This window comes from Streptomyces sp. NPDC030893, from assembly GCF_055571535.1.
Genome location: NZ_JBVIFC010000014.1, coordinates 159412 through 185168, shown reverse-complemented (window position 1 = coordinate 185168; position 25757 = coordinate 159412). Strand labels below are relative to the sequence as shown.

Genomic DNA, 25757 nt, shown 5'->3' with positions numbered 1-25757 from the left:
CGTCCTACGCCCCTCGCCCCATGACCACCACAGGAAGGCGCTCCCGGACCGGCGGCCGTCCGGCCCGGGAGCGGAGGCCTACGGAAGGTTCCTGGCCATGACGATCCGCTGGACCTGGTTCGTGCCCTCGTAAATCTGCGTGATCTTCGCGTCGCGCATCATCCGCTCGACCGGGTAGTCGCGGGTGTAGCCGTAGCCGCCGAGGAGCTGGACGGCGTCCGTGGTGACCTCCATGGCGACGTCGGAGGCGAAGCACTTGGCGGCGGCGCCCTGGAAGGTGAGGTCCCCTTCTCCGCCCCCGGCGGTGACGCGCTCGGACTTGGCCGCGGCGGCGTACGTGAGCTGGCGGGCGGCCTCGATCTTCATGGCCATGTCGGCGAGCATGAACTGGATTCCCTGGAAGTCGGCGATCGGCTTGCCGAACTGCTTGCGCTCCCGCACGTAGCCCTTGGCGTAGTCCAGGGCGCCCTGGGCGATGCCGAGGGCCTGGGCGGCGATGGTGATGCGGGTGTGGTCCAGCGTCTTCATCGCGGTGGCGAAGCCGGTGCCCTCCTCGCCGATCATGCGGTCGGCGGGGATGCGGACGTTATCCAGGTACACCTCGCGCGTGGGCGAGCCCTTGATGCCGAGCTTCTTCTCCGGGGCGCCGAAGGAGACGCCCTCGTCGGACTTCTCCACGACGAAGGCGGAGATGCCCTTGGAACGCTTGGTGGGGTCGGTGACGGCCATCACCGTGTAGAACTCGGACTCGCCGGCGTTGGTGATCCAGCGCTTCACGCCGTTGAGGACGTAGGAGTCGCCGTCGCGGACCGCCTTGGTCTTCATGCCGGCGGCGTCGGAGCCGGCGTCCGGCTCGGAGAGGCAGTACGAGAACATGCCGTCGCCCTTGGCGAGCGGGGTCATGTACTTCTTCTTCAGCGCCTCGGAGCCGGAGAGGATGACCGGCAGCGAGCCCAGCTTGTTCACGGCGGGGATGAGGGAGGAGGACGCGCAGACGCGGGCCACCTCCTCGATCACGATCACCGTCGCGAGGGCGTCCGCGCCGGCGCCGCCGAACTCCTCCGGTACGTGGACGGCGTGCAGGTCGTTCGCCACGAGCGCGTCGAGCGCCTCCTGCGGGAAGCGGGCCTCCTCGTCCACCGCGGCGGCGTACGGCGCGATCTTCGCCTCGGCCAGCGAGCGGACGGCGTCGCGGAGCATGTCGTGCTCCTCGGACGGGCGGTACAGGTCGAAGTCAGCCGATCCGGCCAAGGTCTCTCACGCTCCAAAACGCGGTGATGCTGAGCACGCTAACTACCGTTAAGTAACTCCAATTTTAGGCCTTCGTCCACGGTTGTGGATAGGTGAGGTTGACGACAGCCGGAGGGCTCGGTTCCCCGCCTCCCGGATATGCTCGGGCGCGCACTGCTTGCCGTTTACCCCTGGAGCACCCATGGCCCTCAAGATCACCGTGATCGGCACCGGTTATCTCGGAGCGACGCACGCGGCGGCCATGGCGGAGCTGGGGTTCGAGGTGCTGGGCCTGGACGTCGCACCGGAGAAGATCGACAAGCTCCGGCGCGGCGAGGTGCCGATGTACGAGCCGGGGCTCGAGGAGCTGCTGCGCCGGCACGTCGCCGGGATCGAGGGGTCGACCGGGCGGCTGCGGTTCACCATGGACTGGGCCGAGGTGGGTGAGTTCGGCGACGTCCACTTCGTGTGTGTGAACACGCCGCAGCGGCACGGCGAGTACGCCTGCGACATGTCGTACGTGGACTCCGCGATCGCCTCGCTCGCGCCGCACATCAAGGGTCCCGCGCTGGTCGTCGGCAAGTCGACGGTGCCGGTCGGTTCGGCCGACCGGCTGGCCGCCTATCTGGCGGAGCACGCGCCGGCCGGTGCGGACGCGGAGCTGGCGTGGAACCCGGAGTTCCTGCGTGAGGGCTTCGCCGTCGAGGACACGCTGCACCCGGACCGGATCGTGGTGGGTGTGCGCGGTGAGCGGGCGGAGAAGCTGCTGCGGGAGGTGTACGCGACTCCCGTCGGGGAGGGTTCGCCGTTCGTGGTGACGGACTTCCCGACGGCGGAGCTGGTGAAGACCTCCGCGAACTCCTTCCTGGCGACCAAGATCTCCTTCATCAACGCGATGGCGGAGCTGTGCGAGGCCACGGGCGGCGATGTGGCCCGGCTGGCGGAGGCCATCGGCTACGACGACCGGATCGGGAAGAAGTTCCTGCGCGCCGGGATCGGCTTCGGCGGCGGCTGTCTGCCGAAGGACATCCGGGCGTTCATGGCGCGCGCCGGTGAGCTGGGCGCGGACCAGGCGCTGACCTTCCTGCGGGAGATCGACTCGATCAACATGCGTCAGCGCGGCCGGATGGTGGAGCTGACGAGGCAGGCGCTGGGCGGGGGGCCGTTCCTGGGCAAGCGGGTGGCGGTGCTGGGCGCGACCTTCAAGCCGGACTCGGACGACGTGCGGGACTCGCCCGCGCTGAACGTGGCCGGGCAGATCCACCTCCAGGGCGGCCAGGTCACGGTGTACGACCCGAAGGGCATGGACAACGCCCGCAGTCTCTTCCCGACCCTGGGGTACGCGGAGTCGGCGCCGGCGGCGGTGCGGGGCGCGGACGTCGTCCTGCATCTGACGGAGTGGCGGGAGTTCCGGGAGCTGGACCCGGTGGAGCTGGGTGAGGTCGTGTCCGAGCGGCTGATCCTGGACGGGCGCAACGCGCTGGACGCGGAGGCGTGGCGGAAGGCCGGGTGGCGCTTCCGCGCGATGGGGCGGCCCGCGGCGTAGCACTCCGCCGGCACCGCCCGCTCGCACTCCGGTGCGTCGTTTTCCGCGGGCTCGGTGTGGCCGGTCGCGCCCGCGCGGCGGGAGTCGGATGTCGGCACGGTCCCGCCACTCCGGGCGGGTGTTCGTTCCGGCGCTCCGGAGCGGGTGACGCCGGTTCGGCCGAGGCTCAGTCGGCCGAACCGGCGTCTGGCTGCATTCTGCCAAACCCCCCGCGAACACGGTGCGCCTACGCGCCCTTCCGGCGGGGCCGGCGCTGTCGGCGCGGCGGACGGCCGACGCCCCACCACCGCGGCGCCTAAGCGGAGCGCTCGCGGTACCTGCGCATCTTCGCGCGTGCCCCGCACACCTGCATGGAGCACCAGCGGCCGCGTCCGGCGGGGCTGCGGTCGTAGTACGCCCAGTGGCAGGTGGCGGCCTCGCAGGCCTTCAGCCGCTGCCAGGTGCCCGCCGTGACCGCTTCGGCCACGGCGGCGGCGATCCGGGAGAGCAGGGGCCCGTCGTCGACCGGCGCGAGGGCGGCGGAGCCGTCGGCGGGGTCGACCGTGACCACGAGGGGCGCCCGTGCCAGCAGGTCGCCCAGAGGGGTGACGGCGCGGTGCGGGGGGTGGCCGGCGTGGGCGAGGAGGGCGGCGCGCAGGGATTCGCGCAGTTCGCGGGCGGAGTCGGCGGTGTCCTCGGTGAGCCCGTAGGGGGCGCGGCCCTCCGCGGTGTCCAGCGTGTCGCCGCCCGTCTCGATGTCCAGGGTGTTCACCAGGGCCTGGACCAGGGCGAGCCCACCGGGCGGGGCCGATCTCTCACTCATGCCTGGACCGTACCTCCCGGTTCTCCCCCATCCGCTTGCGGCGTTACCTCCTATGGTGCAGCATGCAGTAACGGTTACCGGTTCCCCGCATCTACGGGTAACCCCCCGCGACTTCGAGGAGGACGTCATGTCCGTTGCCAAGGTGGGCGCAGTCGTTCTGGACTGTGCCGATCCGCGTGCGCTGGCCGGGTTCTACGCCGGGATCGTGGGCGGCGCGGTGGAGGGGGAGGGCGACTGGGTGGAGCTGGGCGTGCCCGGCGGCCCGACGCTGGCCTTCCAGGCGGCCCCGGGGCACGTACCGCCGCGGTGGCCGGCCGCGGACGACTCGCAGCAGTTCCATCTGGACCTGATGGTGGAGGACCTGGACGCGGCCGAGAAGGAGGTGCTGGCGCTCGGCGCGAAGCCGCTGGACGCGGAGGACCGGTCGCGGTCCTTCCGGGTTTACGCGGACCCGGCCGGGCACCCGTTCTGTCTGTGCGCCTGCTGATCCCTGGAGGAATTCATGGCTGTGGCACGCCTGCGCAGTGTCGTCCTCGACTGTCCCGACCCGCGTGAACTGGCCGTCTTCTACGCGGCCGTCGGCGGCGGCACACCGGTGGAGGAGGACCCGGACTGGGTGGTGCTCGAGATCCCGGCCGGGCCGCGGCTGGCCTTCCAGCGCGCACCGGACCACACCCCTCCCGAGTGGCCGCGCGCCGACCACGGCTCCCAGCAGTTCCATCTCGACTTCGACGCCGGGGGCACCTGGGAGGAGGTCGACGCGGCCGAGAACAAGGTGCTGGCGCTGGGGGCGCGGGTGCTGGACCGGGAGGACTACGAGAGCAAGGACTTCCGGGTGTACGCCGATCCCGCGGGCCATCCCTTCTGTCTGTGCCGGATCGAGCAGCCGTAGGGCCGGCCGGCCGAGCCGGCGCGGAGTCCGGCCGGCTCAGCCGTCCAGGTCGGTGATGGTCGCCGTGGACGCGGGGCGGCGCTGCCGGGCGGCGTGGGCGGTGAAGTCCGCGCCGCGCAGCACCCGCTGGACGTTGCCCCAGGTGAGCAGGGCCACGTCGGACTCCTCCCAGCCGCGCCGCAGCAGTTCGGCGATCAGCCGGGGGTAGCAGGAGGTGTCGTGCAGCTCCTGCGGGTGGGCGCTGCCGGTGTCGTAGGTGCCGGACAGGCCCACGCCCTCCGGGCCGGCGAGGGTGCGGATGTGGTCGAGCTGGTCGGCGACGTCACGGACGGTCGGGCCGGCCTGTTCGGCGGTGAGCGGCACCAGGCACAGGGCCTTGGCCTTCCCCGCCTCGGTGAGCAGCTCGTCGGGGAGGTTGGCCGGGTGGGGGCGCAGGGCGCGGGCGGCCGAGCGGGTGAACAGCACGGGCGCCTTGGAGAGGGCGAGGACCCGGCGGATCGTCGGGGTGGAGGCGTGGGAGAGGTCGGCGACCATGCCGATCCGGTTCATCTCCCGGACGACCTCCTCACCGAACCGGGTGAGCCCCGAGGCGCCCGCCCAGGAGGTGCCGGTCAGGGTGAGCACCCGCAGCCCGAGGGTGTGCAGCGAGCGCAGGACGCCCAGGGAGTCGCCGAGGGCGGCGGCACCGGCGGGGCCGAACAGGACGGCGACCCGGCCGCAGTTGCGGGCGTCGGCGATCTGGCCGGCGGTGCGGGCGGGCCGCAGCCCCTCGTCGTGGGCGGCGACCACCGCCTTCGCCAGGTCCAGCTGTTCCAGGGCCGCGCCGACGGCCCGGTCGCCGTCCGGCCCCGCGGGCGGGTGCAGCGACCAGAACACGGCGCCGACGTGGCCCCTGCGCAGCCGGGGCACGTCCGCGTCGACGGCGCTCTCGCCGAGGTCGAGGTCGTACCAGGGCAGTGTGCGCAGTGCCGCGGGCAGGCCGCTGTAGCCGTCGGCGACGGGGTGGGCGGTGAGGACGGCGTGGGCGCGGGTCAGTGGGGTGTCGTCCGGGTCGGAGACGGGCTCGTGGTCGTGCGGGCCGACGACCACGGCCTCCTGGGGGTACGGGTCGTCGATGCGGCCGAGTTCGGCGGCGGGGTGCAGGTCGTCCTGGAGATCGGCCATCGCGGGGCTCCGTACGTCGTGACCTCGGCGGTACGGTCACCGTTGCACGGGGCGGGTGCGGGCTCCCTGGTGGGTGCGGCGTTCGGGTGGCCGCGCCCGTGGTCGGATCTCCCCCGCCGCCCCTTCCCGCCCCTGGGGGCTCCGCCGTGCGCGGTTCCCCGCGCCCCTGGGGGTGTCAGCCGTCCAGGGACTCGATCGTCGCGTGGGAGGGTGCCCGGGTGGTGCGGAGGTCGCGGGAGACGTCCTCCGCGGCGGACAGGACGCGTACCGCGTTCCGCCAGGTCAGCTTGGCGAGGTCGGAGCCGGACCAGCCGCGGTCGAGGAGCTCGGCGATCAGGTTCGGGTAGCCGGAGACGTCGTTCAGGCCGTCGGGGGTGAAGGCCGTGCCGTCGTAGTCGCCGCCGATGCCGAGGTGGTCGATGCCGACGACCTCGCGCATGTGGTCCAGGTGGTCCGCGACCGTGGACACCGTCGCGACCGGGCGCGGGTGGGTCTCCTCGAAGGCGCGGTGGACCTTCATCCCCTCGGCCGTGGTGTCGAGGTGGTGGAAGCCGTGCGCGCGCATGTTCTCGTCGGCCGCGGCCGTCCAGTCGACGGCCGCCTGGAGCACGAACTTCGGCACGAACGTCACCATCGCGACACCGCCGTTGGCGGGCAGCCGCTCCAGCACGTCGTCGGGGATGTTGCGCGGGTGGTCGCAGACCGCGCGGGCGGAGGAGTGGGAGAAGATCACCGGCGCGGACGTGGCGTCCAGCGCGTCCCGCATGGTCGTGGCGGCGACATGGGAGAGGTCGACCAGCATGCCGAGCCGGTTCATCTCCCGCACCACCTCGCGGCCGAAGGCGGACAGTCCGCCCACCCCCGGCTCGTCCGTCGCCGAATCCGCCCACGCCACGTTGAAGTTGTGGGTGAGCGTCAGGTAGCGCACGCCGAGGTCGTACAACCCCCGCAGGGTGCCGAGGGAGTCGGCGATGGAGTGGCCGCCCTCCGCCCCCATCAGCGAGGCGATACGGCCCTGTCCGCGCGCCGCCTCCATGTCGGCGGCGGTCAGCGCGGGCGCCAGGTCCCGGGGGTGCCGGTCCAGCAACCGCCGTACGCAGTCGATCTGTTCCAGCGTGGCCGGCACCGGGTCGGGCTGGTCCGCGCGGACGTACACCGACCAGAACTGCGCCCCGACCCCGCCCGCGCGCAGCCGGGGGATGTCGGTGTGCAGGTGGGCGGACTGGTCGGCGGCGATGTCGCGGGCGCCGAGGTCGTAGCGGACCTGTTCGCGCAGTGCCCACGGCAGGTCGTTGTGCCCGTCGACGACGGGGAACTCGCGCAGCAGTTCCCGGGCCCGGTCCAGCGAGGTCATCCGTGTCACTTCCCGAAGCCGAAGCCGCCGCCGGAGCCTTCGGCCTTGGCGCGCAGCCGCTTGCCCTTCTCGGTGGCCTGGTCGTTCAGCTCCTGCTGGAACTCCCGCATCCGGCCGAGGAGTTCCTCGTCGTGGGCGGCGAGGATGCGGGCCGCGAGCAGGCCCGCGTTGCGCGCGCCGGCCACGGAGACGGTGGCGACCGGGACACCGGCCGGCATCTGCACGATGGACAGCAGCGAGTCCATGCCGTCGAGGTACTTCAGCGGCACGGGCACACCGATCACGGGCAGCGGGGTGACCGAGGCGAGCATGCCGGGCAGATGGGCGGCGCCGCCCGCACCGGCGATGATCGCCTTGAGGCCCCGGTCCGCCGCCTGCTCGCCGTACGCGATCATCTCGCGGGGCATGCGGTGCGCGGAGACGACGTCGACCTCGTAGTCGATCTCGAACTCGTCGAGGGCCTGGGCCGCCGCCTCCATGACGGGCCAGTCGGAGTCCGACCCCATGACGATGCCGACAACTGGGCTCATTCGGTGATCGTGCCTCTCAGGTAGCCGGCTGCGTGACGGGCGCGCTCCAGCACGTCGTCCAGGTCGTCGCCGTAGGTGTTGACGTGGCCCACCTTGCGGCCCGGCTTCACGTCCTTGCCATACATGTGGATCTTCAGCTGGGGGTCGCGGGCCATGCAGTGCAGGTACGCGGAGTACATGTCCGGGTAGTCGCCGCCGAGGACGTTGACCATGACCGTCCACGTGGCGCGCGGGCGGGGGTCGCCGAGCGGGAGGTCGAGGACGGCGCGGACGTGGTTGGCGAACTGCGAGGTGATCGCGCCGTCCATGGACCAGTGCCCGGAGTTGTGCGGGCGCATCGCGAGTTCGTTGACGAGGATGCGCCCGTCGCGGGTCTGGAACAGCTCGACCGCGAGATGGCCGACGACGCCGAGTTCCTTCGCGATGTTCAGCGCCATCTCCTCGGCGCGCAGCGCGAGGTCCTCGTCCAGGTCGGGTGCGGGCGCGATCACCGTGTCGCAGACGCCGCCCACCTGCCGGGACTCCACGACCGGGTAGGCGACGGCCTGGCCGTGCGGGGAGCGGACCACGTTGGCGGCGAGCTCGCGCACGAAGTCGACCTTCTCCTCGGCGAGGACGGGAACGCCGGCCTTGAACGGCTCGGCGGCCTCCTCCACGGAGCCGACGACCCACACGCCCTTGCCGTCGTAGCCGCCGCGGACCGTCTTGAGGACGACGGGGAAGCCGTCGCCCTCCGCCGCGAACGCGGCCACGTCCTCGGGGCCGTCGACGATGCGGTGGCGCGGACACGGCACGCCGATCGCGACGAGCTTCGCGCGCATCACGCCCTTGTCCTGGGCGTGCACCAGCGCGTCGGGGCCGGGGCGGACGGGGATGCCGTCCGCCTCCAGGGCCCTGAGGTGCTCGGTGGGCACGTGCTCGTGGTCGAAGGTGATCACGTCGCAGCCGCGCGCGAACGCGCGCAGCGTCTCCAGGTCGCGGTAGTCGCCGACGACGACATCGCCGACGACCTGCGCCGCGGAATCCTGCGGAGTGTCACTGAGAAGCTTGAACCTGATGCCGAGCGGGATGCCCGCCTCGTGTGTCATACGAGCGAGCTGGCCACCGCCGACCATGCCGACTACCGGGAACGTCACGACCCCAGGGTATCGGCCCGCGCCACGGTGGCCGATTTCGCGCCCGTCGCACGGGAAGGACCGCGGTCACGGCCCGCGTCCGCAGGAAGATCGCACGGGTGGGTGGTTAGCATGACGGGGTTGACGCATTTCGACGGACGGGAGCCGGCAGACGATGGAACGCGGTTCCTCGGGGCTTCGACGGCTCTTCCGGGAAGCGGCCAAGTTCGGCGCGGTCGGGGGAGCGGGCGTACTGGTCAACCTGGGCGTGTTCAACCTGGTCCGCCAGGTGACCGACCTCCAGGTGGTCCGGGCGAGCGTCATCGCCACCATCGTGGCGATCATCTTCAACTACGTCGGCTTCCGGTACTTCACCTACCGTGACCGCGACAAGTCCCGGCGCACCCGGGAGATGACCCTCTTCCTGCTGTTCAGCGCCGTCGGCCTGGTGATCGAGAACGGCGTCCTGTACACGGCGACGTACGGCTTCGGCTGGGACAGCCCGCTGCAGAGCAACATCTTCAAGTTCCTCGGCATCGGCGTCGCGACCCTGTTCCGCTTCTGGTCCTACCGCACCTGGGTGTTCCGTACGCTGCCGGGCCGGGGACCGGTGGCGGGGTCGGGCCCGGTCGCCGAGGGCCGCAAGCCGAAGCAGCGGGTGCCTTAGGGCCTGCGCGCCCGGGCCCGTCCGTCAGCGGACCGTCCGGCGGTGGTCGTCGTCCGCGGACTTCCGCGGGGGTGTGCGGGAGAGGAACAGGCCGAAGACGGCCGGGGCGGCCTGGAGCATCTCCAGCCGGCCGCCGTCGGCCTCCGCGAGGTCCCGGGCGACGGCGAGTCCGATGCCGGTGGAGTTGCGGCCGCTGATCGCCCGCTCGAAGATCCGCGCGCCCAGGTCGGCGGGGACGCCGGGGCCCTCGTCGGTCACCTCGACGACGACCTGGTTGCCGGTGACACGGGTGCGCAGGGCGACCGTGCCGCCGCCGTGCATCAGGGAGTTCTCGATGAGCGCGGCCAGCACCTGGGCGACCGCGCCCGGCGTGCCCACCGCCCGCAGTTCCCGCTTGCCGGAGCTGACGATGGCCCGGCCGGCGCTGCGGTAGGCGGGGCGCCACTCGGCGAGCTGCTGCTTGATCACCTCGTCGAGGTCGAAGGTGACCGCGGAGCCGGTACGGGGGTCGCGGGAGTTGGTCAGCAGCCGCTCCACCACGTCCGTCAGCCGCTCCACCTGCGCGAGCGCGATCGTCGCCTCCTCCTTCACCGTCTCCGGGTCGTCCGTGAGGGTGATTTCCTCCAGGCGCATGGACAGGGCCGTGAGGGGCGTACGCAGCTGGTGGGAGGCGTCGGCGGCCAGCCGCCGCTCGGCGGTCAGCATGCGCCCGATGCGCTCGGCGGAGGAGTCCAGCACGTCCGCGACCCGGTCCAGCTCGGGGACGCCGTAGCGGCGGTGGCGGGGGCGCGGGTCGCCGGAGCCGAGGCGCTCGGCGGTCTCCGCGAGGTCGGTCAGCGGGGAGGCGAGCCGGCTCGCCTGGCGGATCGCCAGCAGCACCGCCGCGATCACCGCGAGCAGCGCCACCAGGCCGATGATCAGCAGCGTACGGCCGACCTCCCGGGTCACCGAGGAGCGCGGCTCCTGGACGGTGACCGTCTCGCCCTCCTCACCGGGTGCGGTGGCGCTGATGGCGTCGCCGTCCGGTTTGGTGCCGATCTCGATGGGCGGCCTGCCGGGGATCCGGACGACGGCGTACCGGTCCTCGGTGATCTGGTCGCTCAGGAACTCGGCGGTGACCTTGTCCTCGACCAGCAGGCGGCTGTCGACGATGCTGGCCAGCCGGACCGCCTCGGACTCCACCCGCTCCCTGGCGGTCTCGCTGATCGTGCGGGTCTCGACGATCACCAGGGAGACGCCGAAGACGGCGATCACGACCAGCACCACGGCGAGCGTGGACTGGATCAGACGGCGGCGCATGTTCTCTTACCCACTACCCACTGGTCTCGTCCACTGCCGAACCCCCGGACGGGGTTCAGCTCTTCTCGAAGCGGAAGCCCACACCGCGCACGGTCGCGATGTACCGGGGGTTGGCGGCGTCGTCGCCCAGCTTCTTGCGCAGCCAGGAGATGTGCATGTCGAGGGTCTTGGTGGAGGACCACCAGGTGGTGTCCCAGACCTCGCGCATCAGCTGGTCGCGGGTGACGACCCGGCCCGCGTCGCGCACCAGGACCCGCAGCAGGTCGAACTCCTTGGCGGTGAGCTGCAGCTCCTCCTCGCCCATCCACGCCCGGTGCGACTCGACGTCGATGCGCACCCCGTGGGTGGCGGGCGGCTGCTGCGGTTCGGCGGAGCCGCGCCGCAGCAGGGCCCGCACCCGGGCGAGCAGTTCGGCGAGGCGGAACGGCTTGGTGACGTAGTCGTCGGCGCCCGCGTCCAGCCCCACGACGGTGTCCACCTCGTCGGCGCGGGCGGTCAGGATCAGCAGCGGAACCGTGTGCCCCTCGGAGCGGAGCCGGCGGGCGACCTCCAGGCCGTCCATGCCGGGCAGGCCCAGATCCAGCACCACCAGGTCGACGCCGCCCCGCATCCCGGCCTCGAGTGCGCCGGGTCCGTCCTCACGCACCTCGACGTCGTAGCCCTCCCGGCGCAGGGCGCGGGCCAGCGGCTCCGAGATGGACGCGTCGTCCTCGGCGAGCAGTACACGGGTCATGGCAGTGATGGTAGTCCCGTCGCGGTGGGCCGAGGGGTGTGATCGCCGGGCCCGGTCCTTACCTCCGGCGCACCCGCTTCTCACCTTCGACGGTCCCTGGTACGGACCAGTGGGTGTGGGGTGCGATCCTGGCAAGGACCTTCGAATAGGTAAGCGTGGTTCCATCCGCACCTGTGATCCGCGTCTCAAGTCCTTCCATATCCGGCACTGTCCTGCCGTATGGTGAATCCACGCCTGTTGCACCACGGGGACCTTTGGCGCAGTCGACGCCGAGGGTCCTTTTGCGTGCGGGCCGGTTCTCCGCCGGCCCCGGAAGGAATGACCTGTGGCCGGGCCTCCCCGCGCGTAGTCGCATCGCACGGAGGAGGCGTGGATCCCGGTGGTCGCCGTCCGCCGCTCCGTGATCCGGGGCGGCCTCCCTCGGGCGTGGGGTGGACGGTTCGGCCTCGCCGGTGCCGGCCTGCCCCCCACCGGGCGCGTACACGCTCGCGCGACGCGTCCCGACAGCAAGGAACGACCATGGCGTCCAGCCTGACGAAGGACTCGGTCACACCGGGAACCCCCGGTTCCGAGAAGACCTTCTTCGGCCACCCCCGCGGACTGGCCACACTCTTCATGACCGAGATGTGGGAGCGTTTCTCCTACTACGGCATGAGGGCCCTGCTCCCGCTGTACCTCGTCGCGCCGGGCGGACTCGGACTGAACGCGGGCACCGCCACCGCGATCTACTCGGTCTACCTCTCGCTGGTGTACCTGCTCACGATGCCGGGCGGCTGGTTCGGCGACCGTGTCTGGGGCCCCCGCAAGACCGTCGCCATCGCCGGCGGCATCATCATGCTCGGCCACCTGACGCTGGCCCTGCCGTCCTCCGGGACCTTCTACGCCGGGCTCGGCCTGGTCGCCATAGGTTCCGGTCTGCTGAAGGCCAACATCTCCACGATGGTCGGCCAGCTCTACGACGGCCCGGACGACCCGCGCCGCGACGGTGGCTTCACCGTCTTCTACATGGGCATCAACCTGGGTGCCTTCGCCGCGCCGCTGATCATCGGCACCATCGGTGAGAGCGTCAACTGGCACCTGGGCTTCGCGCTCGCCGCGGTCGGCATGGGCCTGGGCGTCGTGCAGTTCCTGCTCGGCAGCCGCCACCTGGACGCGCAGTCCAGTGTCGTCCCGAAGCCGCTCTCCGACCAGGAGCGCGCCTCGACGCTGCGCAAGGCCGCGCTGTGGGCCGGCATCGCCGTCGTCGCGTACGCCGTCATCGGCTTCAGCGGCAACTACCACCTGAACTGGGTCCTGGTCCCGCTGACGCTGCTCGGTGTGATCGTCCCGGTGATGGTGATCGCCCGCATCAAGCGCGACAAGGACCTGGACCGCGACGAGCAGTCGAAGATGTCCGCGTACATCTGGTTCTTCGTCGCCGCCGCAATCTTCTGGATGATCTACGACCAGGGCGGCTCGACCCTGTCGATCTTCGCCGACTCGTCGGCCGAGAACAGCTTCTTCGGCTGGGAGTTCCCGGTCTCCTGGTACCAGTCGGTCAACCCGGTCCTGATCATGGCGCTGGCCCCGGTCTTCGCCTGGGTCTGGCTGGCGCTGAACCGGCGCGGCAAGGAGCCCAGCACGATCGTGAAGTTCGCTTCCGGTCTGGTGCTGGTCGGTGTCTCGTTCTTCCTGTTCCTGGCCCCGCTGTCGATCGCCGAGGGCGGTCACAAGGCGGCGGCGCTGTGGCTGGTGGCGATCTACTTCACGCAGACCGTCGGTGAGCTGCTGCTCTCCCCGGTCGGCCTGTCGGTCACCACGAAGATGGCGCCGGCGAAGTACGCCTCGCAGATGATGGGCGTCTGGTTCCTGGCGGTCACCGCCGGTGACGCCACGACGGGTCTGCTGTCCATCGCCGGCGTCGACCTCGACAAGGCGGGCATCGTCGCGATGGAGGCGACGCTCGCGGTGGTCGCCGGTGTCGCGGTGTGGATGTACCGCAAGAAGGTCAAGGCGCTGATGGGCGACGTGCGCTGAGCGGTGCCCCTGAGGGGGTTCGTGTTCTGCGGAGGGTCCCGTGTCCGACTGGACACGGGACCCTCCGGGGGTTTGGCGGGGGGGGTGCGGGGGGGTGCGGCCACATGAGGTCTTCGCCCCCGCCGCCCCTTCCCGTTCCCGTCCCGAACCTGGGGCTCCGCCCCAGACCCCGCTCCTCAAACGCCGGAGGGGCTGGAATTAGCCCCTCCGGCGTTTGAGGAGCGGGGGTCCGGGGGCAGCGCCCCCGGGGACGGGAACGGGAAGGGGCGGCGGGGGCGAACGAAACCTTGGGGGGGCCGCCGCTACGACGGCGTTCCCAGTTCCGCCCAGACCGTCTTGCCCGCGACGTCCGGCGCACGGACGACGCCCCAGTCCAGGCAGAGCCGCTGCACGATGAACATGCCGTGGCCCCCAGGACGCCCCGCCCGGTGGGGGGTGCGCGGGGCCGGCTGGCCCGTACCGCGGTCGGTGACCTCCAGCCGGATCACCTTCTTGTCGCAGGTGATGGCGAGGTGGTCCGGCCCCTCGGCGTGCAGACACGCGTTGGTGACCAGCTCCGAGACGACGAGCAGGACGTCCTCGGCGGCGGCCCGCTGGTCCGCGGTGGCGGCCGGCAGCCAGCCCCACTCGTAGAGCGCCTGGCGGGTGAAGTCACGGGCGAGCGGCACGACGCCGCTCTGGCCGTCGAAGCTCAGCCGGCGAACCCGGCCGCCGGACGGCGAGGCGGACGGCGAGGCGGACGGTGCGGTGGGCGTGGCGACGCCACCGTCGGGTGCGCCCCCGGCCGCCGGCGCCGCGCCCCCGGGCGTCCCGGAAGCGCCGCTGGGCTCCGGACCGCGGTCGCCCGGCGAGTAGGGCCGGGTGGTGCTCATCAGCGCTTCACCTCACCGTGTCACCAGTTCACGATTCAAAAGATGCCGTACCCGGTCGGTCACACCCGTACGGCACGGCCGGTTCCCGGCACCCTCGCGACCACCGTGTCCGGCCCGTTCAGCAAGTCTCCTGCCCGGGCGGACCGGCGGGACACCCCCGTATTCGCACGAAAAGGCGCGACGGAGGGGACCCTCCGCCGACGGGGGTGACGGGTGCGCCCCGCCGGGCGTGCCCGCGCGGGTCACGCCGAATCGTCGGCCAGGGCCGCCTCGAGAGTGTCGTGCACGGTGAACACCGCGTCCGCTCCCGTGATTTCGAAGACGCGCGCGACCACGGGCTGCATTCCGGCGAGGTGGACCCCGCCTCCCGCGGCCTCGGCCTTCAGCCGGGCACCGAGCAGCACGTTCAGTCCCGTGGAGTCGCAGAACTCCAGCCGGGAGCAGTCGATGACAAGACGCTTGAATCCCTTGGAGAGGCAGCCCTCCAGTGGCTCGCGCAACAGATCGGCGGTGTGGTGATCCAACTCACCCGCCGGAGTCACGACGGCACTGGGGCCCTCTTCTCGCACCTCGACCAGAAGCCGGCCCGACTGTGCGCTGCCGACCGTCCCGCGGTCCATGCCGTCTCTCTCTCCTGACGTCGTGGCTGCTTGCTGACGCCCTTGAACATTACGCCTTCCGGCCACGCATCGACACTCTAACAATCACGCACAAACAGACATATCCACACAGAACGCACTTGCGATGTGCTTGCGGGAGCCGGTAGGGCTAGTAAAGACACGCAACCGACACGGCCGGCTTTGGAGGCGCCGCACACCGCAGTGCACGTATCGGCTTCGGCAGCCATATGCCGAGAACGATGGAGGACATCATGTCACCCCGGCTCGACGCATCGCCTACCCCTGAAGCGACGTCGACACCCCCTCCGGAACATCTGGATCCCATCGAGCAGGATGACCTGGGTGTCGTCCCGGACGACCTACTCGCCGGACTTCCGGAGATCCCCCCGTACGACGAGGTGGGCCCGGTCGACGCGCGGGCTCTGTCCAAGACCCTCTTCGAGCGCCTGGAGTCGCTGGAGGAAGGCACCCACGAGTACTCGTACGTACGCAACACGCTCGTCGAACTGAACCTCGCGCTGGTCAAGTTCGCCGCCTCCCGCTTCCGCTCGCGCAGCGAGCCGATGGAGGACATCATCCAGGTCGGCACCATCGGCCTGATCAAGGCGATCGACCGCTTCGAACTGTCGCGCGGTGTGGAGTTCCCCACCTTCGCGATGCCGACCATCATCGGTGAGATCAAGCGCTTCTTCCGCGACACCTCGTGGTCCGTGCGCGTGCCGCGCCGGCTGCAGGAGCTGCGTCTGGACCTGGCCAAGGCCGGTGACGAACTGGCCCAGCAGCTCGACCGCGCGCCGACGGTGGCCGAGCTGGCGGAGCGCCTGGGCATCACCGAGGACGAGGTCGTCGAGGGCATGGCGGCGTCGAACGCGTACACCGCCTCCTCGCTGGACGCCCAGCCGGAGGAGGACGACGCCGAGGGTGCGCTCGCGGACCGGATCGGTTACGAGGACCACGGACTCGAAGGCATCGAGTACGTCGAGTCGTTGAAGCCGCTGATCGCCGAACTGCCGCCGCGCGACCGGAAGATCCTCTCCCTGCGTTTCGTCGCCGGCATGACCCAGTCGGAGATCGGCGAGGAGCTGGGCATCTCCCAGATGCACGTCTCGCGTCTGCTGTCACGGACGCTGGTGAAGCTCCGCAAGGGGCTCACCGTCGAGGAGTGACGGGCCGGACCCGTGCGACCGCGCCCCGTGCCCTGCGGGCGCCCGGTGCCCCGCGAGGGACATCGGCGCCCGCCGGGCGCGGGGCGCGCCCCGTTACCCATGGTCACCCCTTTCCCCGCGGACGTTCTTCCTCCACTATGGGCGGCCGAACTGGCCGGTAGGTCAGGAAGGCCGGGCCGGGCAGGCCCACGGGTGCCGGGAGGCTGCGGATGGCTCGGGGGGACGCGAACACGGGCGGCGACGGAGCCGGCGACGGAAGTCCGGGGACGCACTCCGCCTGGTCCGACACACGGCTGACCGAGTCGCTGCGCGGTGACACCCCGGCGGCGTACGCGGCCCTGCGGGAACTGCGCGCCCGGCACGGGCCCGCGGTCCTCGCCTACGCCCGCCGGTGCGCCACGGGTGATTCCGCCGCACGTCAACTCGGGGCGGAGGCCTTCGCGCTGGCCGCCCGTCAGACCGCCCGCGGCACCGACCCCGGGGGCCCGCTCCGCCACCATCTGCAGTTGCTGACCGTCCAGGTGGCCGCGTCCTGGGCGCAGGACGGACGGTCCGGCAGCCTCGACCCGGGGCTGCACCTCGTCCTCAGCTCCTCCGGCCCCGACGGCCCGGTCCCGACGATGCTCGCGGCCTTCCGGAAACTGCCGTACCGGGCGCAGGGCCTCCTCTGGTACGGGACCGTGGAGCGTGAACCGGCGGACCGGACGGCGGCCTTCCTGGGCATCACCCCCGGGGACGTGGCCCACGGCACGGACTCGGCGCTGCAGACGCTGGGCCAGGCCTGTCTCAGGTCACGGCTGGCCGCCTCCGACGATCCCCGCTGCGGCGACTTCCGCCGGCTCATCGAGGAGGCGGTGCGGCCGGACCACCCCCGCGACAGCGCCGATCTGCACACCCACATGGCGCGGTGCGCGCACTGCGCCGCGGCCCACGCGGAGTTGTGCGCCCTGCGGGACGATCCGCGGACCACCCTCGCCGAGGGACTGCTGCCGTGGGCCGGCACGGCCTACGCCGCCGCCGGCACGGACGTGGCCGAGCCGGACCCCCGCTTCGGAGCCGCTCCCGCCCCCTGGCCCCGGTCGCGGCGCCTGGCGCTGGCCTCGACGGCACTCGGGGTGGCCGTCGTACCGCTGCTGCTCTTCCTGCTGTCGCCGGCCGACACGCCGTCCGAGCCGGCCGCGGGCTCGACCGTTCCCTCGCCGTCCGTCCCGCCGCCGGTGACGGTGACGGCCACTCCGCCGCCGCCCTCCCCCACGGCGTCCCCGACCCGGGAGTCCCCCTCGCCCTCGCCGTCCCGGACGGCGAAGCCCCGCCCGACGCACACCCCGCGCCCCACGCCCACGCGCACCCCGCCCACGTATCCGCCGCCGGGTGCCGCCTACGCCCAGGTGGTGAACCTCGGCACGGGACTGTGCCTGGACATCGACGGCGACCTGGAGAACCGCACGGACGTCGTCACCGCCCGCTGCACCTCCTCCGCCACCCAGTTGTGGCGGGTCGACGCCGGGCGCGGGGTGCTGCAGTCCGCCGCCGATCCCGACTACTGCCTGGACAGCCGGGGCGCGGTGCACCGGGGCGTCGGCATCTGGGAGTGCGACTCGGTGGACGGGCGCAACGGACAGAACCTGCGCTTCGCCGTCGACGCGCGCGGGGTCATCCGCCCGGCCGTCGCACCGGACCACGCCGTGACACCGGGCGGTGACGGCGGACCGGTGGCGCTGGTCCGGGAGGCGGGCCGGGCGGACCAGCGCTGGCGGGCCGGGGCGAGCTGACCCACGGAGGCCGGGGCGTGACGGCGCGCGCCGGGACGGACGGCGCGCGCGTTTCACCGCCGGGCCCCGGTCCTGCGTCCCTTCTGCCAGACCGTGTCCACCAGCGGCACACCGGGACGGTAGGCCAGGTGGACATGGGACGGAGCGTCGAGGAGCAGCAGGTCCGCGTACGCGCCGGGGGTGACGCGGCCGATGTCGTCCCGGCGCAGGGCCCGGGCCCCGCCCGCGGTGGCCGCCCACACGGCCTCGTCCGGCGTCATGCCCATGTCCCGCACCGCGAGCGCGATGCAGAAGGGCAGGGAGGACGTGAAGGACGAGCCGGGGTTGCAGTCGGTGGACAGGGCGACCGTCGCCCCGGCGTCGAGCAGCCGGCGGGCGTCCGGCCACTCGGCGCGGGTGGAGAACTCGGCCCCGGGCAGCAGGGTGGCGACCGTGCGGCTGTGCGCGAGGGCGTCCACGTCGGCGTCGGTGAGATGGGTGCAGTGGTCGGCGCTGGCCGCGTCGAGCTCGACGGCGAGCTGCACGCCGGGGCCGTACGAGAGCTGGTTGGCGTGGACGCGCGGGTGCAGGCCCTTCGCCTTGCCGGCGGTGAGGATCGCGCGGGCCTGGTCGCCGTCGAAGGCGCCCTTCTCGCAGAACACGTCGATCCAGCGGGCGTGCGGCGCGCAGGCGTCCAGCATCTCGCCGGTGACCAGGTCCACGTAGGCGGCCGGGTCCTCGGCGTACTCGGGGGCGACGATGTGGGCGCCGAGGAAGGTGACCTCGTCGGTGTGGCGGGCGGCCAGGCGCAGGGCGCGGGCCTCGTCCCCGGTGGTCAGTCCGTAGCCGGACTTGGTCTCGAAGGTCGTGGTGCCCTGGCGCAGCGCCTCGGCGAGGAAACGGGTGAGGTTGGCCTCCAGTTCCGCGTCGCTCGCGGCCCGGGTGGCGGCCACCGTCGTACGGATGCCGCCCGCGCTGTAGGGGCGGCCGGACATGCGGGCGTTGAACTCCTCGGTGCGGTCGCCCGCGAAGACCAGGTGGGAGTGGGAGTCGACGAAGCCCGGCAGGAGCGTCCGGCCCGCCGCGTCGACCCGATTGTCAGTGGCGGGTGCTTTGCTTGATTCACCGGTCCACACGACGCGGTCGCCCTCGATGACGACGGCCGCGTCCCGGACCAGACCGAGGGGAGAGGTGTCACCCAGGGAGGGGTCGTTGGTGACCAGCGTGGCGATGTTGCTGATGACGGTGCTGCTCATGGTGTCCTCATGGGTGGTCGTCAGGCGCGCAGGGCTTCGACTGCCCGCGCGAGGGCTCCGGGCACATCGGGGACGAGCGTGTGCGCCCCGTCGCGTACGACGTGCCGGCCTGCCACGATCGTGTGGCGTACGTCGGCCGCGGTCGCGGCGAATACGGCCGTCTCGGCGCCGAGCCCGGGCAGCGGCCCCGCTGTTCTGACCGAGTCGAGGGCAACGGTGACGAGGTCGGCGCGCGCCCCCGCCTCGATGGTGCCGGCGCCGTCCCAGCCGAGGGCGGCGTGGCCGTCGGCGGAGGCGGCCCGCAGCAGCGCGACGGCCGTCCAGTGGCCCCGGGTGCGGGTGCGCAGCCGCTCATTCAGCTCCATCGCGCGTGCCTCTTCGAACAGGTCGATCACGGCGTGGCTGTCGGAGCCGAGGGAGAGCGGGGAGCCCTCGTTCTGCAGGGCGGCCGCGGGGCCGATGCCGTCGGCGAGGTCGCGTTCGGTCGTCGGGCACATGCAGGTGCCGGTGCCGCTGCCGCCGATGAGGGAGATGTCCTCGGCGGTGAGATGGGTGTTGTGGACGCCGGTGGTGCGTGGTCCGAGGACGCCGTGCAGGGCGAGCAGCTGGGCCGGGGTGCACCCGTGGATCTCCCGGCAGGCGTCGTTCTCCGCGGTCTGCTCGGACAGGTGCACATGGAGCGGGGCCCGCCGCTCCTCGGCCCAGCGCGCCACGGTCGCCAGCTGCTCCGCCGGTACGGCCCGGACGGAGTGGATCGCCGCCCCGATCCGCGCGTGATCCCGTTCCTTGAGAACTGAACAGCGTTCGGCCCAGGCGTCCGCGTCGCCGTCGGAGAAGCGGAGCTGAGGGGTGGTGGGCGGCTGTCCGAAGCCGGAGGAGAGGTAGGCGGTGTCGAGGAGGGTGATCCGGATGCCGGCTTCGGCGGCGGCCGCGACGAGCGCCTCCCCCATGGCGTTGGGGTCGGCGTAGGGCGTGCCGCCGGGGGCGTGGTGGACGTAGTGGAACTCGCCGACGGTGGTGATGCCGGCGAGCGCCATCTCGGCGTACACGGCCCGGGCGAGGGCGTGGTAGGTGTCCGGGGTGAGCCGGCCGGCCGTCGCGTACATGGTCTCGCGCCAGGTCCAGAAAGTACCGAAGCCCGCCTGGACGGTGGAGCGCAGGGCGCGGTGGAAGGCATGCGAGTGCGCGTTCGCCAGTCCCGGGAGGGTCAGTCCGCGCAGGACCTCGGCGCCGGGTGGCGGGGCGGGGACGTCCGGGCGGACGGTGGTGATGCGACCGTCCCGGACGTCCAGGGTCACGCCCGGCTCGACATGGGTGCCGAGCCAGGCGTGCTCCAGCCAGTACGTCCGCGGGGTGGCAGTCACGTGCGGGCCAGTCCTTCCAGTACGTCGGCGAGGGCGAGGACTCCGGCCACGCAGTCGTCCTCGGTGGCGTGCTCGGCCGGGGAGTGGGAGACGCCGGTGGGGTTGCGCACGAACAGCATGGCGGTCGGGACGCGTCCGGAGAGGATTCCGGCGTCGTGTCCGGCGCCGGTGCCGAGGACGGGCACCTTGAGGTCGGTGTCGCTGCCCAGGATGCGGGCGAGTTCGTCGCGCAGGGCGTGGTCGAACTCGACGACGGGGGTGAAGGACTCGCGTTCGACGTCGAGGGAGACGCCGTGGGCGGCCGCGTGGGCGCGGGCGGCCTTCTCCACCCCGCCGACCGCGGCGTCCAGGCGCTCCTGGTCGGCGGCGCGGGAGTCGAGCCAGCCGCGCACCAGGGAGGGGATGGCGTTGACGCCGTTCGGCTCGACGGAGATCTTGCCGAAGGTGGCGACGGCGCCGGCGAGTTCGGCCTCGCGGCGGGCGGCGAGGACGGTCTCGGCGTAGGACAGCATCGGGTCCCGGCGGTCGGCGAGCCGGGTGGTGCCGGCGTGGTTGGCCTCCCCCCGGAAGTCGAACCGCCAGCGGCCGTGCGGCCAGATGGCGGACGCGATGCCGACGCGGTCGCCGGACAGGTCCAGGGCGCGGCCCTGCTCGACGTGGAGTTCGACGAAGGCGCCGATGCGGTCGAGGCGTTCGGGGTCGGGGCCGAGGGCGTCGGGGTCGTGGCCGGCGGCCTCCATGGCCTGCGGGAGGGTGATCCCGTCGCCGTCGGTGAGCCGGTGGGCCTGTTCCACGGTGAGCGCGCCCGCGGTGAGCCGGGAGCCGACACAGGCGAGTCCGAAGCGGGCGCCCTCCTCGTCGCCGAAGTTGACGATGCCGAGGGGTTTGGCGAGCCGTACGCCTCGGCGCCGCAGTTCGTCGAGGGCGGCGAAGGCGGAGACGACTCCGAGGGGCCCGTCGAAGGCTCCGCCGTCGGGTACGGAGTCGAGGTGCGACCCGGTGACGACGGCGTCTCCCCGCGCGGGGTCCCCGAGCCAGGCCCACTGGTTCCCGTTCCGGTCGACCTCGTAGGCCAGGCCACGGCCACGTGCCTGGTCCCGGAACCAGGCCCGGCAGTCGGCGTCGGCGGGGGTCCAGGCGAACCGGCGGTAGCCGCCGGACGCGGAACTGCGCCCGATGGGCGCCAACTGCCGCCACATCTCATGAAAGGAGGCCGCACTACCCACCGGGACCGACCCGGACTGCGGGCCGCCGGTCCCACCAGGCTGTGGGCAGTCGTTCCGCAGGGCGGTGGGGGCACCTCCCATGTCTTCCGGGCCATGGGGGAGGGTGGGATCAGCCGGGCCCGCGGACGGCGACGACCCGCCCGCCCCCGCCGAGGAGTTGCCGTCCCTCACGCCGACTCACCCTCCCGCATCGGCACCCGCACGCCCCGCGAGCCCGCCACCGACTCCGCGATGTCGTACCCGGCGTCGACATGCCGGATCACGCCCATGCCGGGGTCGTTCGTCAGCACGCGCCGGATCTTCTCGCCCGCGAGCGCCGTCCCGTCGGCCACCGTCACCTGCCCGGCGTGGATCGAGCGCCCCATGCCGACACCCCCGCCGTGGTGGAGGGAGACCCACGACGCCCCCGACGCCACGTTCACCATGGCGTTCAGCAGCGGCCAGTCGGCGATCGCGTCGGACCCGTCCAGCATCGCCTCGGTCTCCCGGTAGGGGGAGGCGACCGAACCGCAGTCGAGATGGTCCCGCCCGATGACGACCGGCGCGGACAGCTCCCCGCTCGCGACCATGTCGTTGAACCGCTCGCCCGCCTTGTCGCGCTCGCCGTAGCCGAGCCAGCAGATGCGCGCCGGCAGGCCCTGGAAGTGGACCCGCTCCCCCGCCATCCTGATCCAGCGGGCCAGGGACTCGTTCTCCGGGAAGAGCTCCAGGATCGCCCGGTCGGTCCTGGCGATGTCGGCCGGGTCACCGGAGAGCGCGGCCCAGCGGAAGGGGCCCTTGCCCTCGCAGAACAGCGGGCGGATGTACGCCGGGACGAAGCCGGGGAAGGCGAAGGCGCGGTCGTACCCGGCGAGCCGGGCCTCGCCGCGGATCGAGTTGCCGTAGTCGAACACCTCGGCGCCGGCGTCCTGGAAGCCGACCATCGCCTCGACGTGCCGGGCCATGGACTCGCGGGCGCGGGTGGTGAAGCCGGCCGGGTCCTTCGCGGCGGCGTCGGCCATGTCCTCGAAGGCGATGCCGGTGGGCAGGTAGGCCAGGGGGTCGTGCGCGGAGGTCTGGTCGGTGACGATGTCGATGGGCGCGCCCGTGGCGAGCAGGTGCGGGACCAGCTCGGCGGCGTTGCCGAGCACCCCGATGGACAGGGGCTCGCGGCGGTCCCGGGCCTCGACGGCCAGCCGGAGCGCGTGGTCGAGGGAGTCGGCCTTCACGTCCAGGTACCGGTGCTCGATGCGGCGGTCGATCGCGCGCGGGTCGCAGTCGACGCAGATCACGACGCCCTCGTTCATCGTCACGGCGAGGGGCTGGGCGCCGCCCATGCCGCCGAGGCCGGCGGTGAGGGTGATGGTCCCGGCGAGAGTCCCGCCGAACTTCTTGGCGGCGACGGCGGCGAAGGTCTCGTAGGTGCCCTGGAGGATGCCCTGGGTGCCGATGTAGATCCAGGAGCCGGCGGTCATCTGCCCGTACATGGTCAGGCCGAGGGCCTCCAGGCGGCGGAACTCCTCCCAGGTGGCCCAGTCGCCGACGAGGTTGGAGTTGGCGATGAGGACGCGCGGGGCCCACTCGTGGGTCTGCATGACGCCGACGGGCCTGCCGGACTGGACGAGCATCGTCTCGTCCTGCTTGAGGGTCTTCAGGGTCCGCACCATCGCGTCGAAGGAGCGCCAGTCGCGGGCGGCCTTCCCCGTCCCGCCGTAGACGACGAGCTTGTCGGGGTGCTCGGCGACCTCGGGGTCGAGGTTGTTCTGCAGCATCCGCAGGGCTGCCTCCTGCTGCCAGCCCAGGGCGCTCGGTTCGGTGCCGCGCGGCGCTCGGACGGGGCGGGGTCCGGCCATGGTGTGCCTCCTGGGGGCTGCGGATGATTACTGCGGATATTCATATCCTCAAGCTCTGAATAGGGCTAGTCAAGACGGGGGGTGTGTCGGCACCGCCGGGAGCGGGATGTTTGGCTGGACGCATGCGCGCGAACATGGAGAACGCCGAGCGGACGGGGGACACGGTGGCTGACGACAACGGCCTGGCGGACGAGGTGGACCCGCAGGGCGCCGGACGGGCGGCCCGGCGGGACGCGGCGGTGCGGGCCGCCGTGGAGCAGGGGCTGCTCGACGACGGCACGCCCCTGGTGGGCCTGCTCGACGTGACCGGCATCCGGGAGTCGGCGGCGGGGCTGCGGGCGGCGTTCGACGCGGTGACGGCGCCCGGCACTCCCGTGCTGCACGCCTTCGCCGTGAAGGCGAGCCCGCTGGTGCCGGTGCTGCGGCTGCTGCGCGAGGAGGGCATCGGCGCGGAGGTGGCGAGCCCGGGTGAGCTGGCGCTGGCGCGTGCGGCGGGCGTGGAACCGGAGCGGACGGTCCTCGACTCGCCCGCCAAGACACCCGCGGAGCTGCGGGAGGCGCTGGCGCTGGGCATCGCGGTGAACGCGGACAACCCGCAGGAGCTGGAGCGCATCGACGCCCTGATGGCCGCCTCCGGCTCCCGCTCCCCCATCGGCATCCGGGTCAACCCGCAGGTCGGCGGCGGCTCCATCGAGGCGCTGTCCACGGCGACGGCGACCTCGAAGTTCGGGGTGGCGCTGCGCGACGAGGGGGCGCGGGAGTGGGTGGTACGGGCCTACCTGGACCGGCCGTGGCTGACCCGGCTGCACGCCCACTCCGGCTCCCAGGGCATCGCCCTGTCGATGATGACGCGGGGGATCTCGGAGACGTACGCGCTGGCGGAGGAGATCAACCGGCGTGCGGGGCGGCAGCAGGTCGACACCATCGACATCGGCGGCGGGCTGCCGGTCAACTTCGCGTCCGAGGCGAGCAGCCCGACGTACGGGGAGTACGCGCGGCTGCTGAGCGAGACGGTGCCGGGACTGTTCGACGGGCGGTACGGGCTGGTCACCGAGTTCGGCCGGTCACTGCTGGCCAAGCACGGCACGGTGGTCGCGCGCGTGGAGTACGCCAAGAGCGCGGGCGGGCGCCCGGTCGCGGTGACGCACGCGGGTGTGCAGGTGGCGACGCGGACGGTGTACGCGCCGGCGTCGTGGCCGCTGCGGATCGCCGCGTACGACGCGAAGGGGCGGCCCAAGGAGGGGCCGGCGGTGGTGCAGGACGTGGCGGGACCGGCCTGCTTCGCGGGCGACCTGCTCGCGCAGGGGCAGGAGCTGCCGCTGCTGGAGCAGGGCGACTACGCGGCGGCGCTCGACACGGGCGCGTACTACTTCGCCCACCACTACGCGTACAACTCGCTTCCCCGCCCGGCCGTCCACGGCTTCACCCCGGACGGCGAGGGGGGCGTCATCTTCGCGACCGTACGCACCGCCCAGACGATCGAGGAGATCGTCACCGAATCCGGCGCCGCCCACACCGACGCCCTGCTTTTCTGACCCTGGGAGAAGGCGCCCCGAAGGGGCGCGGGGAACTGCGCGCCCAGCCACACCCCACCCGCAGCGCCCCGCGCCCCCCACACATAGGGGCGCGGGGCACTGCGCAAACAGCCGCGACCAGCCCCGCAGGGACCCGCGGGACCCCTCAGACCGTCGCCGCGTCCCTCCGGCGGGAGCCGCCCGGCGCGGCATCCCCCGCCGCGATCCCCGTGGTGCGGTAGGCCTTGACCGCGGCCCCGGCGGGCCGTCCCGCCCCCGCGCGCAGCCAGTCGACGCGCACCCACAGCAGCGCGTCGCCGTCCTGCTCCAGCCGGCCGATCCACGCAGCCTTCAGCCACAGGCCGACCCCGCAGCCGGCGAGCAGCAGCCCGCCGGTCGCGGGTGCGGCGAACGCCGTGCCCACGGCGGCGAGGAAGGCGAGCAGCAGCCACCACCGGTGCGCCCGGCGCCAGTTGCGCACGGTCACCGCCCGGTCCTGGAGGACATCGTGCCGGCCCGCCCGCACCGCCTGGCCGGCCGGAACGCGGTACCGTCCCCGTCCCGCGTACGCCACGACGGCCGCCGTCACGAGGAACAGCGCGGCGCCCGCCAGCACACCGATCCGGCGCCCGGTCAGCCCGGGCAGCAGCGCTCCGGTGCCCGCGGCGACGACTCCCAGCCACCACAGTGGCGCGGCCCCGGCCCGTACGACGACGGCCACCCTGGCCAGCCCCTGTCCTCCGCGCGTCACGTCCAGCCTCCCGTCTCCGACGCCGATGAGGACGGGAGGGTAGCCGCACAAGGTGAG

The 25757-nt window shown here is 72.6% G+C and carries 23 protein-coding genes; 8 read left to right on the top strand and 15 right to left on the bottom strand.

Annotated elements, in window-relative coordinates; translation table 11 throughout:
• Positions 1-78 precede the first annotated feature (78 nt).
• Positions 79-1251: an acyl-CoA dehydrogenase family protein gene (locus tag ACZ434_RS25040; RefSeq protein ID WP_468459477.1), complete on the bottom strand. Its 1173-nt coding sequence runs from the start codon at positions 1249-1251 to the stop codon at positions 79-81.
• A 181-nt stretch (positions 1252-1432) separates the two neighbouring features.
• Here ACZ434_RS25040 and ACZ434_RS25035 point away from each other — a divergent pair, with 181 nt between their 5' ends.
• Entirely contained in the window at positions 1433-2776 is a 1344-nt protein-coding gene (locus ACZ434_RS25035) for a UDP-glucose dehydrogenase family protein (protein WP_468459475.1), read from the top strand.
• Positions 2777-3071: 295 nt separating this feature from the next.
• Here ACZ434_RS25035 and ACZ434_RS25030 read toward each other — a convergent pair whose 3' ends face one another.
• Entirely contained in the window at positions 3072-3578 is a 507-nt protein-coding gene (locus tag ACZ434_RS25030) for a CGNR zinc finger domain-containing protein (protein ID WP_468459473.1), read from the bottom strand.
• 127 nt (positions 3579-3705) lie between these two features.
• Between ACZ434_RS25030 and ACZ434_RS25025 the strand changes: the two genes are divergently transcribed.
• Both ACZ434_RS25025 and ACZ434_RS25020 read left to right on the top strand, forming a co-directional pair.
• The gene (locus ACZ434_RS25025) at positions 3706-4065 is read left to right on the top strand and encodes a VOC family protein (RefSeq protein ID WP_468459471.1); all 360 of its coding nucleotides are present in this window, start codon (positions 3706-3708) and stop codon (positions 4063-4065) included.
• Between the two features lie 15 nt (positions 4066-4080).
• Positions 4081-4470 (top strand): VOC family protein, encoded by a 390-nt coding sequence (locus tag ACZ434_RS25020; protein ID WP_468459469.1) that lies wholly within the window; start codon positions 4081-4083, stop codon positions 4468-4470.
• A 36-nt stretch (positions 4471-4506) separates the two neighbouring features.
• Here ACZ434_RS25020 and ACZ434_RS25015 read toward each other — a convergent pair whose 3' ends face one another.
• The 4 genes from ACZ434_RS25015 to ACZ434_RS25000 form a co-directional block, all read right to left on the bottom strand.
• A complete protein-coding gene (locus ACZ434_RS25015) occupies positions 4507-5634 on the bottom strand; it encodes a dipeptidase (RefSeq protein ID WP_468459467.1) in 1128 nt (375 codons plus the stop codon).
• A 175-nt stretch (positions 5635-5809) separates the two neighbouring features.
• Positions 5810-6988 carry a dipeptidase gene (locus tag ACZ434_RS25010; protein WP_468459465.1) on the bottom strand — a complete coding sequence of 393 codons (1179 nt, stop codon included), beginning with the start codon at positions 6986-6988 and terminating at the stop codon, positions 5810-5812.
• Positions 6989-6993: 5 nt separating this feature from the next.
• Complete coding sequence (purE, locus tag ACZ434_RS25005; protein WP_468459463.1) at positions 6994-7518, bottom strand: 5-(carboxyamino)imidazole ribonucleotide mutase; 525 nt, start codon at positions 7516-7518, stop codon at positions 6994-6996.
• Complete coding sequence (locus tag ACZ434_RS25000; RefSeq protein ID WP_468459461.1) at positions 7515-8654, bottom strand: 5-(carboxyamino)imidazole ribonucleotide synthase; 1140 nt, start codon at positions 8652-8654, stop codon at positions 7515-7517. The genes purE and ACZ434_RS25000 overlap by 4 nt, the downstream gene beginning before the upstream one ends.
• A gap of 154 nt (positions 8655-8808) precedes the next feature.
• Here ACZ434_RS25000 and ACZ434_RS24995 point away from each other — a divergent pair, with 154 nt between their 5' ends.
• Positions 8809-9300, top strand: coding sequence for a GtrA family protein (locus tag ACZ434_RS24995; RefSeq protein ID WP_468459459.1), 492 nt, complete (start codon positions 8809-8811; stop codon positions 9298-9300).
• Positions 9301-9324: 24 nt separating this feature from the next.
• On the opposite strand, the gene ACZ434_RS24990 is transcribed toward ACZ434_RS24995, so the two are convergent.
• Both ACZ434_RS24990 and ACZ434_RS24985 read right to left on the bottom strand, forming a co-directional pair.
• On the bottom strand, positions 9325-10599 hold the full coding sequence (locus tag ACZ434_RS24990; RefSeq protein ID WP_468459457.1) for an ATP-binding protein: 1275 nt from the start codon (positions 10597-10599) through the stop codon (positions 9325-9327).
• A 55-nt stretch (positions 10600-10654) separates the two neighbouring features.
• Entirely contained in the window at positions 10655-11332 is a 678-nt protein-coding gene (locus ACZ434_RS24985; protein WP_468459455.1) for a response regulator transcription factor, read from the bottom strand.
• Between the two features lie 519 nt (positions 11333-11851).
• Here ACZ434_RS24985 and ACZ434_RS24980 point away from each other — a divergent pair.
• Positions 11852-13348, top strand: a complete 1497-nt coding sequence (locus ACZ434_RS24980) for an oligopeptide:H+ symporter (protein WP_468459453.1) — start codon at positions 11852-11854, stop codon at positions 13346-13348.
• A 302-nt stretch (positions 13349-13650) separates the two neighbouring features.
• Here ACZ434_RS24980 and ACZ434_RS24975 read toward each other — a convergent pair whose 3' ends face one another.
• Positions 13651-14220, bottom strand: coding sequence for an ATP-binding protein (locus ACZ434_RS24975; RefSeq protein WP_468459451.1), 570 nt, complete (start codon positions 14218-14220; stop codon positions 13651-13653).
• 242 nt (positions 14221-14462) lie between these two features.
• The gene (locus ACZ434_RS24970) at positions 14463-14840 is read right to left on the bottom strand and encodes an STAS domain-containing protein (protein WP_468459449.1); all 378 of its coding nucleotides are present in this window, start codon (positions 14838-14840) and stop codon (positions 14463-14465) included.
• A 251-nt stretch (positions 14841-15091) separates the two neighbouring features.
• On the opposite strand from ACZ434_RS24970, the gene ACZ434_RS24965 reads away from it, so the two are divergent.
• On the top strand, positions 15092-16006 hold the full coding sequence (locus ACZ434_RS24965) for an RNA polymerase sigma factor SigF (RefSeq protein WP_468459555.1): 915 nt from the start codon (positions 15092-15094) through the stop codon (positions 16004-16006).
• A gap of 209 nt (positions 16007-16215) precedes the next feature.
• Positions 16216-17778, top strand: coding sequence for a ricin-type beta-trefoil lectin domain protein (locus tag ACZ434_RS24960; protein WP_468459447.1), 1563 nt, complete (start codon positions 16216-16218; stop codon positions 17776-17778).
• A gap of 53 nt (positions 17779-17831) precedes the next feature.
• Here the strand turns inward: ACZ434_RS24960 and hutI are convergent, their stop codons facing one another.
• The 4 genes from hutI to hutU all read right to left on the bottom strand — a co-directional run bounded on the left by hutI (position 17832) and on the right by hutU (position 23435).
• Positions 17832-19013, bottom strand: coding sequence for an imidazolonepropionase (gene hutI / locus ACZ434_RS24955; protein ID WP_468459445.1), 1182 nt, complete (start codon positions 19011-19013; stop codon positions 17832-17834).
• A gap of 20 nt (positions 19014-19033) precedes the next feature.
• Positions 19034-20377, bottom strand: a complete 1344-nt coding sequence (locus ACZ434_RS24950) for a formimidoylglutamate deiminase (RefSeq protein WP_468459443.1) — start codon at positions 20375-20377, stop codon at positions 19034-19036.
• On the bottom strand, positions 20374-21576 hold the full coding sequence (locus ACZ434_RS24945; protein ID WP_468459441.1) for an allantoate amidohydrolase: 1203 nt from the start codon (positions 21574-21576) through the stop codon (positions 20374-20376). The genes ACZ434_RS24950 and ACZ434_RS24945 overlap by 4 nt, the downstream gene beginning before the upstream one ends.
• A 194-nt stretch (positions 21577-21770) precedes the next feature.
• Positions 21771-23435: a urocanate hydratase gene (hutU, locus tag ACZ434_RS24940; RefSeq protein WP_468459439.1), complete on the bottom strand. Its 1665-nt coding sequence runs from the start codon at positions 23433-23435 to the stop codon at positions 21771-21773.
• Between the two features lie 122 nt (positions 23436-23557).
• On the opposite strand from hutU, the gene ACZ434_RS24935 reads away from it, so the two are divergent.
• Positions 23558-24970, top strand: a complete 1413-nt coding sequence (locus ACZ434_RS24935; RefSeq protein WP_468459437.1) for a diaminopimelate decarboxylase — start codon at positions 23558-23560, stop codon at positions 24968-24970.
• Between the two features lie 145 nt (positions 24971-25115).
• Here ACZ434_RS24935 and ACZ434_RS24930 read toward each other — a convergent pair whose 3' ends face one another.
• On the bottom strand, positions 25116-25700 hold the full coding sequence (locus tag ACZ434_RS24930; protein ID WP_468459435.1) for a hypothetical protein: 585 nt from the start codon (positions 25698-25700) through the stop codon (positions 25116-25118).
• Positions 25701-25757 lie beyond the last annotated feature (57 nt).